The sequence below is a fragment of the Microcoleus sp. FACHB-831 genome, assembly GCF_014695585.1.
GTDB lineage: Bacteria > Cyanobacteriota > Cyanobacteriia > Cyanobacteriales > FACHB-T130 > FACHB-831.
On the sequence record NZ_JACJON010000075.1, the window covers coordinates 196505 to 211975 of the forward strand.

At 47.7% G+C, this 15471-nt stretch carries 6 protein-coding genes; 5 read left to right on the plus strand and 1 reads right to left on the minus strand.

Translation table 11 applies throughout. From position 1 onward, the window contains the following. Nucleotides 1–116 precede the first annotated feature (116 nt). Nucleotides 117–1877, minus strand: a complete 1761-nt coding sequence (gene hmpF, locus H6F77_RS24330; protein ID WP_190491486.1) for a pilus motility taxis protein HmpF — start codon at nt 1875–1877, stop codon at nt 117–119. Between the two features lie 1258 nt (nt 1878–3135). On the opposite strand from hmpF, the gene H6F77_RS24335 reads away from it, so the two are divergent. The 5 genes from H6F77_RS24335 to H6F77_RS27510 all read left to right on the plus strand — a co-directional run bounded on the left by H6F77_RS24335 (nt 3136) and on the right by H6F77_RS27510 (nt 15348). Next, the gene (locus H6F77_RS24335; protein WP_190491487.1) at nt 3136–4473 is read left to right on the plus strand and encodes a response regulator; all 1338 of its coding nucleotides are present in this window, start codon (nt 3136–3138) and stop codon (nt 4471–4473) included. A gap of 156 nt (nt 4474–4629) precedes the next feature. Then, nucleotides 4630–4995: a response regulator transcription factor gene (locus tag H6F77_RS24340; RefSeq protein WP_190491488.1), complete on the plus strand. Its 366-nt coding sequence runs from the start codon at nt 4630–4632 to the stop codon at nt 4993–4995. Between the two features lie 118 nt (nt 4996–5113). Then, nucleotides 5114–5647 (plus strand): chemotaxis protein CheW, encoded by a 534-nt coding sequence (locus H6F77_RS24345; protein ID WP_190491489.1) that lies wholly within the window; start codon nt 5114–5116, stop codon nt 5645–5647. 277 nt (nt 5648–5924) lie between these two features. Further along, the gene (locus tag H6F77_RS24350; protein WP_190491490.1) at nt 5925–8846 is read left to right on the plus strand and encodes a methyl-accepting chemotaxis protein; all 2922 of its coding nucleotides are present in this window, start codon (nt 5925–5927) and stop codon (nt 8844–8846) included. A 400-nt stretch (nt 8847–9246) separates the two neighbouring features. Continuing rightward, nucleotides 9247–15348: a hybrid sensor histidine kinase/response regulator gene (locus H6F77_RS27510; RefSeq protein ID WP_199321522.1), complete on the plus strand. Its 6102-nt coding sequence runs from the start codon at nt 9247–9249 to the stop codon at nt 15346–15348. The last annotated feature ends 123 nt before the right edge of the window (nt 15349–15471 follow it).

Here is a 15471-nt window from a genome sequence, read left to right on the forward strand (position 1 = left end):
GGGCAGCGATCGCAGAAGTTAGAGGCGAGTGGATTAAGCCAAAAGGCAAAATTTAAAGGAAAAAGAACTAATTCTTTCCTGGCTTTTGCCTTTTCACCTTTTACTTTTTACTTTAATTACGCTGCGTTCGCCTGACCGTTCATCAAATTCATCATAACTTGCCGCATTTCAGCAACTGATTGCAGTTGATAATTAGCCGTTTCTTGAATTTGATTGATAGCACCCGCCATAGCTTCCAACCTTTGTTTGGTTTCATCAAGCTTATCCTGCATTGGTTGCAGCATTTCTTGATAGATATTCACCTTGCCCCAAAGTTCGGCTGCTTGCGATCGCAGGTTCTGCAAATTTTGCTCCATGTTTTGCAGCTCGTTTTGCTTCGACTGGTGTTCGCTGGCTTGATGATTAATCATGTCCTGCGCTTGCTGAATGCTTGAGCGCATCTGCTCAACCTCGCGTTCCAGCTTTTGCAAGTGTTCCCCTTGTTGTTGTCTTTGCGACTCTAGGGTAGTCAAAACGGGACCCAAGTCAATCTTGTGGCTATCTGGCCCATCATTTTCCGCAATTCCTTGTCGCCGCCGCAGGACGCGAGAGTGTTGATTTAAAACTTCTTCTCGCTCCCGCAAACTGCGGCGTTGACCGACGAGGGTTTCATCGAGCATTTGGTAGCGATCTTGCTCTTCTGCTAGCTGGTTTTCCAGGCCTAAGCGATCGTACTCGCTAGCTTGGTTTATCTTATTTTTTAATTCTTCAATGTCGTCGCTCTGCAAAGTCAGCTCTTCTTCCTGGTCATTAACAAAGCGTTTTACTTTCTCTAAATCTTGTTGGAGATTGTTTACAACTCCTTGCAACTCTCCTAAAGGCATTTTTTCGAGTGCCGCAATATCGACCTGCTGGCCAATTTTCACATCTGCGGATGTTGTAGCCATCCGAGAAAGTTGCTGGTGCAGCTCTTCGTGTGTCTGTAGCTGTAGACGAAGCATCGAGGCTGACTCCTGCTTCATTTCTAGGGCATTTTGCTGAACTTTTAGAGCAGTTTTTGCCTGTTCAAGAGATGTTTGCACTTGTTGCAACTCTTGCTTGCGGTTTTGCAAATCTTGCATCTTTTGGTCAACTTCGGCTTGGCGCTGTTGAGCGGCTTGGTTCAGCTGCTCCAACTGCTGCCAGTGGTTAATGAGTACAGCCTGCTGCCCGTTGCTTACTTCAAAGGCTTGATTCAGTTGTTCTTGTACTGCGTCTGTTGGCGCGATCGCTCCCGACAGGCGATTTAGTAAGTCTTGAATCTTAAGCGCTTGCTCGTCATCTAATACAGCTGACTGCTGATACTCAGCGGAGCGTTCCTCCAATCGGCGCTGTTCGCCTCGCAGGTGTTCCCACGCACCCTCCATTTCAGCGGTTTTGCGCTCAAACTCCTCCCGAAGCTTTTCAGCTTCTTCCCTAGCGCTTTCTATTTCCTGACGTTGCTGTTCTAGCCGTTCCAGGTCTTCGTCTATTTGGGGTAACTGTTCGAGCCGCGCTTCCAATTCCATCTCGCGCCGATTTAGCTCCTGACTTTGATACGTCAGCGACTGCTTCCACTGTTCAATTTCTTCTTCCTGAGTTTTGGTTTTTTCTATCTGTTTGGAGAAATTTTGTAAGATGCTGACCAACTGACGCCCAGCCTCTGTTGGCGGACGCTGCACTTGTCGATTACCACCCAGATCGATTAGCACCAAAACCCCAGCATTCATGTTATTGGCTTCTTCGGGAGCCGGAATAGTTTCTTCACCAGGGACGGCGCTCCAACTCTGGTCAGTCCGCTGACAAGCCAGCAGTTTAAGCTCAGTCTTAAAGCCCATGATTCCAGTTTTCTGCTTTTGTACTTCTGCTAGATACAGCACACTGATCGTCCTCTTGATGTGTCTTGTGCCCGAATGCGCGATCTATGAAAGCGTATGCGCCTGCAAGCGCTGTTCGCGTGTTGTGTAAATGCCCTACTTGCTGCTTTTTGTAGGGTTCGTGACGTATCCCAATCGTGCGTTAGATTTTGTATTTTGGAACGTTGCCTCCACTAATAGTTTAGTTTCTTTGATTAAACCAAGTTTAGGAAGACAACTTCTCACCGACTGCTTAGTACGCGACCCTGTACCATTTTTTATCAGCAAAACAACTCTTGCGGATTTTGTACAGACTACCTATAGCAGTCTCTACCAAGTCGATCCTCCGAAAGTACTACTCATTACAATTGATAGCAACCTTTTAGATAAACTTACGCAACTTAAATCTATAATTACATTCCCCGACCGTTAGCTCAACGAGGGAGGCGCGATCGCCGATCTCTGAGTGGGCGATCGCTACAAATACCCTACGCCAGAGCCAGACGGGACACTTGGCGATTAACTCACTCCTCGCTTAAGAGAGTAATACTAACCTGGATAGGCCCTGTTATGGAAGTCTCAGTCGAACAAAGAGCCGAAAAGGGCAGCCTACGGCTAAAAATAGAGAATCAAGCCCCCGAACCATTACACAAAACAGGCGAGTGTTAGCCGCAACGCCAAGTCTTAAATTAAACTAAACCTATATCTGGATTTAGCATGCGGCTCATGTCTAAGTTGAAACGCGAGCAGCGGCGTATAGCGTTATACCCTTTGCGATCGCAAATATTTACAAGCTAATGGGCTAGTTAATTTTCAATTTAGCATTGCCCCGCAAACAGTGGTAGAGAATTGGCGCTACCAGCGCCAGTTACACAGATAATATCGCAGCTGCCAAAACAGCCTTCTCCAGATACTCAACGGTAGCGGCATTCGGAAAAGTTCACGACGGCACAGCTTAAATTAGAGTACATACTTCGTGCCAACACCCCTTCTCATAATAAAACCTCAATAAAAAAGTAGGTGAGAGCGGTATTAAAAGCTCAAAGCAGCATAGGCAGGATTCGGCTGTAAAAATTTATATAGAAGGTGTGTAGTCTGGAAATACAACTAAAACGATGGCCAGAAGCAAAAAACAGCTATTGGCCGATGGCGCGGATGGCATGGCCTTAAGGCCAGAGTTCAAATCATAATAACTCATGCGGCACGAGCGCACTCCCACCGATGCTTGTCCTCAACCCTTAGTTTATTTATTAAACGGTTTTTAGGAGCGCGTTTTCATTACATGCAGGGAACCTTAAATGAAATTGATATTCGCAGCATCCTGCAACTGATCGAATTAGGTCAGAGAACGGGCGAACTGCTCGTAGAGACATACAGCTCTATTGAAGTATACGGCTCTCTAGGACGGTCGCGTGGCTCCAACCGTGAAGCGAAACGTCGTCAAACAGGGTCTTTTTGGCTTGTCTTCTTCCTCAACGGCCAAATTGCATATGCTGCTGATGGGGACGCGAGTTTGTCACGTCTGGGAGACTACTTGCGACGCTACAAAGCCAAAGCTGCACTTGATAGCTTGGAAGTTCCATTAAGTGCTTCTACCAATTCGCTTGAATACGGCTACCTGTGGGCGCTACTAGAAAATCGGGTTTTGACACCAGCTCAAGGACGCAGCATTATCAAAGGCATGGTGCATGAAACTCTGTTTGACTTGCTTAGCCTACACAGTGGTTCTTTTATATTCGAGATTGGTCCGGCTTTAGCACCGCAACTAACGACCTTGGAGATTGGGCCTTTAGTGACTCAGATTATGAAGCAGGTGCAGGAGTGGAAGCAGTTTCATCCACATATCCAGTCACCCAATCAGTGTCCGGCGATCGCTGATGCTGCCCAATTACAAACTAGCCTGCCCAAAAATGTTTTTAATACTCTCCACGTTTTTGCTGACGGCAAAACATCCCTGCGTCAGATAGCCAGAATACTAAATCGCGATGTGTTAACGGTCGCTAAAGCGATTTATCCTTATGTACAAAGCGGCTCAGTGCAACTTCTAAGTTCACACAGCGCAGTTTCTACTACCCCTACAGATATGCCAAGCCTAAAACAGGAATTGGGGATGGGGGAAACCCAAATCGTTCCTCACGTTGTTTGTATTGATGATGACGTAGCGATTGGGAAGGCTGTGGAGTATATTCTGCAAGCTAAGGGGTATCAAGTTACTGTGATTAGGAATCCCCTTTCGGCACTTAGTCTCGTATTCCAATTGAAACCTAACTTGCTATTGTGCGATATTGCCATGCCAGAACTGGATGGATACGAGATTTGTGCGATGCTACGCAAGTCAACTGCCTTTCGGCAGACTCCAATCATCATGCTGACTGGTAAAGATGGATTTATTGACCGGGTTAGAGCGCGAATGGTAGGGTCAACTGACTACCTAACTAAGCCTTTTGGAGAAAGTGAGTTATTGATGCTAATGGAAAAATATATAGGGCCTGGTGACAGGTCAGCATATAAACCCCTCGTCAGAACAGGCGCAAATGCGTTAGAAGATGAGATAGAAGAAAAAGATAAAAATGTAATAGAAAATCAGGAGCCAACTGGATTAGGCACAGATCCCTCATAGAAGTAGCGAGAGGGTGGTGGCTCTAAGATGAGCAAGGTGTAGTAAAAGATTAATGATGTAATGGGATACTTGAGTCAATACAAGTAAGCAAAGGTGAAAGCCACCTAGATCGCTAACCATTGATGTTGAATTGGCTTTTGAGGTAGGTAGAGAGTTATGAGTACAGTTCTGGTTGTGGAAGATCAGCGATCGCAACGGGAGATGATCGCAGACCTTCTCAAAGGAAGTGGATTAACAGTTACAGTAGCCACCGATGGCGTCGAAGCTTTAGAACAAATCCAGGGGCATTGCCCAGACCTGGTTTTGTTGGATATAGTCATGCCCCGAATGAATGGTTACGAGGTTTGCAGGCGTCTCAAGGCGGACCCGAAAACCCAAAGTATGCCAGTTGTAATGTGTTCTTCCAAAGGGGAAGAATTTGACCGCTATTGGGGCATGAAGCAAGGTGCTGATGCATATATAGCCAAACCCTTTCAGCCAACAGAGCTGATCGGCACGGTCAAACAGCTGCTACGAGGCTAATACCCTCGTATAGGCAGAGGCGAGTCTGGCTCGGCTAGAAATCAGCTTTTGTCTAGAGCATTCAGCTCCACAGTCTAAAATCTAAAGACCAAAGTATAAAGTTTAAGATCTAACCTCTATGGTAGGCAATCCAGACTTTTTAACCGCCAGCGCTGGGGATCACGCACCCGAATTTCAGGAACTGGAGAGTCCTGAAGGTGAACTGCACCTGCGGTTTTTCGTGGCTTCTGGTAGCGAATTTGCTCTACCGGCCACAGGAATTCGCGAAGTACTATCGCGATCGCCAGATCAAATTACCCCCATTCCCAATGCTTCTCCCTTGCTCTTGGGAACGCTCAACTGGCGCGGACAGGTAATTTGGGTCGCAGATTTAGGACAATTTCTGGGTGATGGGGCTGTATTAAATACGGATAGACCAGAAATACCCGTCATTGCCGTCGAAGACCAAGACACAACAATGTTAGGTTTGGCTGTTGAGCGTATTTATGGCATGGACTGGCTAGATCTTGATGATTTGCAAATGTCAGCGAACGTGCCGGACAGCATGGCCGCCTTCCTCCGAGGTGAGTGGGTGATAGACGAAGGGACGAATCAGTATCTCCGCCTGTTAGACCAAGTAGCAATTCTTCGTTCAGCCCGATGGGCAGCATGAAAAAATAGTTTTGAGTGTATGGGTGAAGTATACGCTAACAAAATTTATGAATCCTCCCCTGGCTATTCACCATGATTTTCTGCTACTAGGCAACCATAACCCGCCCTTACAGAGTTTTGAATTGGAAAAAACAAAAAAGTATGATTTAACTCAAAACTAAGGGGGATATTTAGTTGTCAATCTATTGGTTTTTATTTGTTAGTCGTTGAGTTAATTAAAATTTTTCTCAAACCTCATGCCGAAGCTAAACACTCAAAACTCTCCAGGGAGGAGGCAAATGGGATCAGGTACTGATTACGGCCAAGAATATCAACAGGCTGAAAAAGCCTACATACAGGGCAACTACGAACAGGCTGCTGTCTTTATTGACAAGTTGGTCGAACACTTCCCCGATGAAGCGAGTGCCCTTTTACTTCGAGGCCATATCTACTGCGGCTTAGGACAGTACGATATCGCACGGGAACAGTACGAATCGGTGCTGGGACTGAATGCCTCTCCCGATTTTATTGATTATGCGAACAATGGCCTGGAATACGTCAATCAATGCCTCGCTTCGGTACAAGTAGCCGATGGGGGAGCAGCTTTAGAAGACCCGAATATTGATTATCAAGACAATGACGACAATTACCTCGGAGCCGGGGATGCTGTTGAGAGCTGGCAGGAATTAGAAGACCCCAACTTTCAAGTGGCGAGTGATTTTGACTATGCCAGCTTGGATGCTGAATATCCCGATTTCCAGCATGGGGAATTGGCATCATCAGATCCCTTTACAAACGGACTGGCCTCCGGGGAAGAGATAGATTATGGGTTAGGACATAACGAGGGCAGTGCAAATCCCTTTGCTTTTACTGAATCGTCCTCAGACCATGATTGGCAACAGGTTGAGGAAACCGATACGCCTGACTTATTCCCCTTAGGTTCGCAAACATATCTAGACGAAAGCATTGACGATCCAGAAGTTTTTAGTTCTGAATCTAACTTGTTTGCAGATTCTGGACACCATTCATCAGAAGAGCAGACGCTTTATGACCCTTTAGCTAACCAAAATTACCAAGAAACAATTAATTTACCTAACGTAAGTTCTCCACCTCATGCCTTTGAGGACGAAACATTGTTAATGAGGTCAGGAGAGCTTGAAAACACGTTTACAAGCGGCTCGGACGACTTTATAAAGTCCAGAGGGGGTTCTTCTGACGACACAGAACCTTTTGCTGCGAATATTTACGGTCAGGATAATGAAACTTTGTTTGCTCCCTCTGGCCAGAATGGATTTAACCCCCCAGAACACTTCGACTTTGACGCATTTGACTCAGCCTTTGGAGAAGAAGATTCCTTGGGGATAAACTCGGCAGCTTCTCTTGATGCTGACGAGATGAACTCGCTTGGTTCTGGGTATTCAAGTAGTTCTCGAATGGACTTCTTGGATGAATTCGATGAATTTGACGATCTTGGCTCGATCCCAGATTTTGATATGTCGGATCGGGACAATGGCTTGCCGTCGTCTGGTAGTAATGGGTCTGACTCGGGTTTCTCTAGCAGCACGGGGCCGATATCTGGGAGATTAGCCAGCCGCGATCGCAACGGCATGGAAAGTTCAGGGCGCGGCTCTCGAAGCACTCTGGGTGGCGATGAAGATATATTCAGCATTACAGGAACATCTGACCTGAATAATATCGGCGGCGCACCTGAACAAGTACCAACCTTTACGCAACAGTCGGTCGGCAACCTCGATCCGGCGGTAACGGTTGAGCAAGGCTGGCTAGCACCCTTTGAAAATACTCCTCTGCCTAAAAAACCCTTGATTACTGCGGCTGCTACGGGGGTTGTATCTGCAATATGCGTGGCAGCAATTAGCTTCTTGGCAGCAAGTACAGCTCCGAAAGAAGGCCAAGCTGTTACAATTTCCCATCTTCGCAATACTGGGTGGGTAATGAGTCTGGCAGCAGGATTCGCCGGGTTTGGCACAAGCCTGTTTTTAGGTCAAGTTACTACTCGTCAGATAAAGCGTGCTAGTGAAGATTTGCAAAACCAGTTCGAGGCAGTCTCGCAAGGTAATCTCTCCGCCCAAGCTACCGTTTATTCTGAGGATGAATTTGGGCGTTTAGCAGCTGGCTTCAACCAGATGGCGCGGGTGATGATGACGACTATGGGCGAGGCTCAACGCAAGGCCGAAGAGCAAGAGCAGGCTAAGGAAGACCTGCAACGCCAAGTGATTCGACTCCTAGATGATGTGGAGGGTGCGGCACGGGGAGACTTAACCGTTCAGGCAGAAGTCACAGCCGACGTTTTGGGAGCCGTCGCGGATTCGTTTAACCTGACAATTCAGAACCTGCGGGAAATTGTGCAGCAGGTGAAAGAGGCGGCGCGTAAGGTAACAAAGGGTTCTGCTGAAAGCGAAATGTTTGCTCGCGGCTTGTCTTCAGATGCTTTGCGGCAGGCGGAGGAACTGGCTGTCACCCTCAACTCGGTGCAGGTGATGACCGATCTAATTGGTCGCGTTGCCGATAATGCGCGAGAGGCCGAGAAAGTGGCTCAGTTATCCTCGACGACTGCTATTAAGGGCGGCGAGGCTGTCGAAAGAACTGTCGGCGGTATTTTGCAAATTAGAGAAACCGTTGCAGAAACAACCCGAAAAGTCAAGAGGTTAGCAGAAGCTTCCCAGGAAATTTCCAAAATTGTAGCGTTGATTGCCGGAATTGCCTCGCGCACCAATTTACTAGCACTCAACGCTAGTATTGAGGCAGCGAGAGCAGGAGAAGCGGGTCGCGGGTTCGCGATAGTAGCGGATGAGGTTCGTCAGTTAGCCGACAGGTCAGCGAAAGCCTTGAAGGAAATTGAGATTATCGTGCTGCAAATACAGAGCGAGACCGGAGCCGTGATGATGGCGATGGAGGAAGGAACCCAGCAGGTAATTGAAGGGACTAAACGGGCAGAACAAGCCAAGCGCTCGCTCGAAGACATCATTCAAGTGTCCAATCACATCGATGCCTTGGTGCGTTCTATTACCGCAGACACTGTAGAACAGACAGAAACCTCAAAGGCAGTAGCTGCGGTGATGCAATCTGTCGAATTGACCGCACAAGAGACATCGCAGGAAGCACAGCGGGTGTCAGGAGCGCTGCAAAGCCTGGTCGGTGTTGCACGCGACTTGTTGACATCTGTGGAGCGCTTCCGAGTAGAAGCAACGGAGGGTAAATAAGGCAAAAGTAAAAGTTAAAAAGGCTAAACAACAAAAAAAAGTAATTAAACCTTAAAACGAGTATTGCTTTTATTGTTGCTGTCAGTTGATTTTGACTTTTGCCTTTTATCAATTTAGTTGTGACGCCTCTGACAGTTTTGATGTCGATTCGGCGTAGATTGGGTACATTAAAAGCAATCTATGCTAAAAAACGAGCGAGGGCGAGGATGAAAGTTGTGGAGGCTATTGGGGGAAACCAAAGCTCGCATTAGTATAGCTGGCCTCGCTCGTTGCATTAGGTTAAATAGTTACGACGCATTACAAGCGTGAGGATAGCACGCAAGAGCGATCGCTATGATGGCGACGTATCATCTGATGATTAAAGGATCTATTCGCTCAAAATTCTTTGAGGGACACTGCCATGCAGCCGGAACAACAACAGCGAATCATGGGCTACTTCATTGAGGAGGCTAAAGACCACCTCAATACTATTGAACAGGGTTTAGTGCATTTGCAAAGCACCCTTGAAGATCCTGAAAGGGTGAATGAAGTATTCCGCGCCGCCCACTCAGTCAAAGGCGGCGCGGCAATGCTGGGAATAAATAGCATACAAAAAATAGCGCACCGCTTAGAAGATAGTTTTAAAATCCTCAAAGAGTCTCCGGTAAAAATTGACAAAAAGCTGGAATCGCTATTCCTGCGGACTTCTGATGCCCTGAAAGAGCTTTTGGAACGCCTCACTGCCACACCATTTGGCCTTAGTGATGAAAGTGCTAGCGGTATCATGTCGGGCGTAGAGCCAGTGTTTGATGAACTCAACAATCACATGGCTTTCCTGCTCAAGGGAGCCGATGCTGCTGCGAGTCAAGAAAGACAACCTGCAACGCATTCCTCAGCCCATTCTGGCTCAAGCAAAGATAGAAAAGGCGTGCCAGCGACGTTTCAAAGGGACGTACTTACTTCGCTTAGGGAGATGTTGCAGCTGTTTAAGCAAGCTGAACAACCAGCATCTCGGCAACAGCTTCAGCACATATGTGGCACGCTAAAGCAACTGGGCGAAACCTCAGACTTAAGGGCTTGGGCGTACCTGCTAGATACAGCAGGTAGAGCGATCGCGTCGCCTACAAACTCCTATCGTACCCTCGCCTCGGTAGTTATTAAAGAAATCAAACAAGCCCAAGAACTGGTGGTGGCAGGCCGAATAGACGAAGTGGAAGCAACTGCTCAATTGAAAGCACTCCTGCCCTACGAGAATGCCAAGGTTGAAACCGCAGCCTATGGAAAGGGAAAAACAGCAGTTGAGATAAGCGAACAAGTTAATAATTTAAAATACAATTCCTCCAATTCGGCGAACGGTAAATCTACTACCCGCAGCAATACAAAATCAGTTGAGGCAGGAAGCAGCAAGGGCGCGGCAGGTTTGGAGCGCACCCCTGTTGCCGCCAGCCAATCAATAGCTACAAACCGCAGTATCAAAGAAACATTTATCCAAGAGGAAACCGACAGCAACTATCGCGGCAATAACAGCGAAGTAGAAACAATAATTCAGCCTTCAGCCTTTAACGTTCAGCCAACAGATGCGGGTGCTAGCAACCGCAAAAAACGTATAGAACCATCTGTAGGCAGAGCAACAGCAGACCCCAACGGGCCAGAAGTTGGTATGGCAGAACTCAACAGTTTGGCTGACCTGTTTGAAGGAGAAGCGCCCGAGTTGGATGAAACTTGGCAAGAAGAAGTAATTATTAGCCCCTCTAGCAGCGATCGCAGCGGGATAGCTTCACACCAAACCGAAGATTTAGACCGCATAAGCGATTTTTCTGACCTACTAGGTGACTTAGATGACACTTCGGCATCCGCAGCGGCTGCTGTGTCTCCCAAGGACGATCTAATGAGTTTGTTTGGTGATGACTTTCTTGAAGAGCCTAGTTCGGAAGAGTCAACACCTAACAACTTTGCAAGAGAAGCAGACATTCCTACATCCAAAGCTATGGATGTAGGAATGTCTAGAGGAGAATTAAATACCCAATATTCTATGCCCAATCTTCCGAGGGTAGCTGATGAAGATTTTGCAGGCTCGCTAGAAGCTAGCAATTTCTTTGATGACGAACTAGAAACAGGCGATGTCGGAGATGACTTTAGCGACTTTATGGCAAGCCCCGCTATAGGCGGAGACTATGAAGGATTGAGTATGGATGAAGAATTACCACATGCTGAATACGATTTCATACTTAATTCAGATATAGAGGCAGAATCAGAGCGGGATGCCAGTGCCGCACTAGACTTCAATTGGGCAGAAATCTCAGAGCGAGAACAGCAGGAACTGGATAACAGCTTGTTGGCTGGGTTCGCAGACACGGATGAAATTGAGAATAGCTCAGAAGAATTAATTGCGCCTTCATCCTTTAGAATTGATGATTCTGAAGATGCCACAGCTTTGGAACTTAACTTTGATGAGATAGGTACGCTTACCAATTCCCATACAATTAACCTGCCTTTAGGTATGGAAAGTGATGAGGATATGGGGGGATGGTTTAGTGAGACATACTCTGAACCAGAAACAGAAGCTTTCGAGGGCGAGTTGTTCGCTTTCGAGCCTACTGTTGTAGAGTCAGAAGAAGATAACAGCAATTGGTTGAGGAGCGAGCCAGATGCTGCACTCGACGAAGCTGGCCAAGATGCACAACCTCTGAACTTGGATTTTCTCGAAGACCAGCAAGAAGATCTGGATTTGGAAGGATTGGACAATGTATTTGAGCCACACCCAGAAGTAACAAACCATTTTGATATCGATAGCAGTACAAGCTTCGACCTGTACGAGCCTACCTTTGATGTCCTAGACGATGGGGGACTACAGACAGACGAAGAAGACACAGAGAATATGTCAGGTCTGTTTGGTATCCCAGATGGCGAAACATTGTGGGGTATAGAGGAACCAACAGAGGCGCGATCGCCTTGGGAAGCACCAAACAATGCAGCCGATTCAGATCTAGATGGGCTATTGGGTACACAGCCAGAGTCAGAAAACTCTATTCTGGATTTAGATAATTCACATGAATGGAATCTGACACAAAACGACAATGCAGAACCGCTATTAACGCTAGAAGACGAGGAAGCAGCAGATGCAAGTACAAATATAGATGCGTTATTCGGTAACTCATCAGAACGAGACAACGAAAGTCTTAACTTAGATGCATCCTTTGAAGATGAGTGGAACGTTACACCCTCAGCAGAAGACAACGAAAGTCTGGATTTGGATACTTCAAATGAATGGGATCTGATACAAAACTCCGATAATTCAGAATCACTCTTAACTCTAGAAGATGAGGAGGTAGCAGAGTCGGCAAATCAAAATATAGACGCGCTATTTGGTAATTCATTAGCGCCAGACAGCGAAAGTCTAGATATAGGTGCTTCATTTGAAGATGAGTGGAACGTTACACCATCAGCACAAGACAACGAAAGCCTTGATTTAGGTGCTTCATTTGGAGATGAGTGGAATCTCACACAAAACGATGATGCACAATCGCTGTTAACTCTAGAAGATGAGGAAGTAGCAGAGTCGGCAAATCAAAATATAGACGCGCTATTTGGTAATTCATTAACGCCAGACAACGAAAGTCTAGATTTAGGTGCTTCATTTGAAGATGAGTGGAACGTTACACCATCAGCAGAAGATAACGAAAGCCTTGATTTAGGTGCTTCATTTGAAGATGAGTGGAATCTCGCACAAGATGATGCAGAATCGCTGTTAACAATCGAAAGCGAGGAAATACCACAGTCGGCAGTCACAAATCTAGAGGCGCTATTCGATACAGACTCAGAGTTAGAAAACTCAAGCCTGGACTTCGATGCCTCCTCAATGTGGGACTCGTCTTCAGAGGAGTGGAATGTTGCCCAAAACGAGTTGGACGATACAGATTCGCTATTAACACTAGAAGACGAGGACATAGCAGAGTCGAGTGCTGGTTGGGCGGATATTAATGGTACGAATTGGTTAACAGAGGATGAACAATCCGCTGGCGCAGATGATTGGTCTTTAGAAACGGCTGAGGAAGACGATCGGAGTTTGGCTGCTGCATTCGCCCCTGACGATGGGTTTGGGGAGCTGGAAGCCTTCTTGGATGAAAGCTCTGAACCTGCGATCGCTCTAAGAGATGAATTTGACGAATTAGAGGCGTTTCTGGGAGAAGATGATTCGTCCCCTGCTTTAGCAATGGATGGAGGGGATGAATTTGACGAATTGGAGGCGTTACTGGGTGAGAAGGCTGACGCTACTGCTGAGGAACTTAGAATTCCAGGGGATGAGTTTGATGAACTAGAAGCTTTACTGGGTGAGGACTCCCTAGAAACGGTCGGACGAAAGGGAAGAGAAAAAGAAACAGTGGGAGCCTCACGTCAAGGGCGATCGCAAGCTCAGCCAGTAGAAGATGAATTTGGCGATCTGGAGAAACTGTTGCTCTTGGCAGACGAGAACATGGGGGGGCCGCCGACGGTGGCATCAAACAAACTGGCTCGCCCTAACGTTCGTCGTCCTGGTTGGAAAGGCGGTTATGAGCAGATGATGAAGGTTCCGGTGAAGCACCTAGATAACCTCAGCAACTTGGTGGGGGAACTGGTGGTGAACCGCAATAGCCTGGAGCAGGATCAGGAACGCTTGCGCCAATTTCTGGATAACTTGCTGCATCAAGTGCAGCAACTTAGCGATGTGGGTGCGCGAATGCAGGATCTCTACGAGCGATCGCTCCTAGAAAGCTCCCTCCTAGCCAGCCGTCAGAGCTATCGCTCCTCCCGACCCGATGAACGAGGGCGTACCAACGCTAGCAGCAGCGGCGGAGGCCAAGCTGACACTCACGCGACGGGGATGGCCTTCGATGCTCTAGAAATGGACAAGTTCACAGGCTTCCACTTGCTCTCGCAAGAAATGATCGAGCTAATTGTCCGGGTGCGGGAATCGGCCAGTGACATTGAGTTCCTCGTCGATGAAACAGATCAAGTCGCCCGCATGCTTCGGCAGATAACGACCCAACTGCAAGAAGGTCTTACTCGCGCCCGAATGGTGCCTTTTGCTAATACCGCAGACCGCTTGCCTCGTGCAGTGCGCGAAATATCCCTCAAATGTGGTAAAGAAGCCGAACTATACATTGAAGGCCGGGAAACCTTACTCGACAAGGTACTCCAAGATCACCTTTACGATCCGATGACCCATCTGGTTAACAACGCCATTACACACGGCATAGAACCACCAGATGTGCGGCAACGAGCTGGCAAGTCGCCCATCGGTCGAATTACCATCCGCGCTTTCCACCAAGGCAACCAAACAGTTATTTCTGTATCGGATGATGGAGCAGGAATCGATCCAGAACGGGTGAAAGCCAAGGCCATAGAAAAGGGTCTGATCGGCGCTGCTGAGGCTAAAACCATGTCTCGCTTAGACGTGTACGACCTCCTATTCCACCCCGGTTTTAGTACCAAAGATAAGGCTGACGACTTTTCGGGTCGAGGAGTCGGTATGGATGTGGTGCGTACCAGCCTCACTGAGATCAGGGGCACGATTATAACTGACTCTACTATAGGCAAAGGCACCACCTTTACTATTCGTCTGCCCCTCACCCTCAGTATTTGCAAAGCACTTTGCTGCCTGAGCAACAAAGCCCGCATTGCCTTCCCGATGGATGGTGTGGAAGATATGATGGATGTCCCCAACGATCGCATTCAAACCAATGCTGAAGGACAAACCTGTATTCCCTGGCGCGACTCGCTACTGCCCTTCCAGCCCCTGGGGCAACTGCTGACATACAATCGTCAGATCGGCCGGGGCGGTGTCTACGGCGGACAACGGGAAGATGACATGATTTCCATCGTCGTACTGCGTAGCGCTGGTAGCTTCATCGCCATAGAGATCGATCAGGTTATAGGCGAGCAGGAAATCGTGATCAAGCAACTGGAAGGCCCAGTGCCCAAGCCTGTGGGGGTGGCTGGCGCGACGGTTCTGGGGGATGGTCGGATCATGCCAATTGCCGACGTATTGGAGCTGATTGACATCTCTCTGGGTCGGACGCGAGCTGACAGCGGTATGTGGAAGGACTCTGTTCCTGTTGTTCCAGAAGTAGCTGCTGTTAAACAAGATCCGATGGTTCTAATAGTGGATGACTCGATCACGGTGCGCGAACTGCTCTCGTTGACTTTTAACAAGGCTGGTTATCGAGTGGAACAGGCGCGTGACGGTCAGGAAGCTTGGGATAAGCTGCGGTCGGGTCTGCCTTGCCAAATCGTCTTCTGTGATATTGAAATGCCCAGAATGGACGGTCTGGAGCTGCTGTCTCGGATTCAGAAAGAGGAGAGTCTCAACCATCTGCCCGTAGCAATGTTGACTTCTCGCGGCGCTGACCGACATCGGCAAATGGCGGCTCAACTGGGGGCTAGCGGTTATTTCACGAAGCCTTATCTGGAAGAAGCGCTACTCGATGCTGCCCAGCGGATGATGAGAGGGGAGGTATTGCTTACCGCTAGTACCAACGCCTAATTAACTGCTAAGTAGGGTGGGCAGCGCCCACCTTACTTAAATTTCTATGAGAAAGAAGAGGCGCGATCGCCTCTTTTTTCTTTAATTCCCTTCTTCCTAATAAGGGAATTTGTGCTGCTGGCA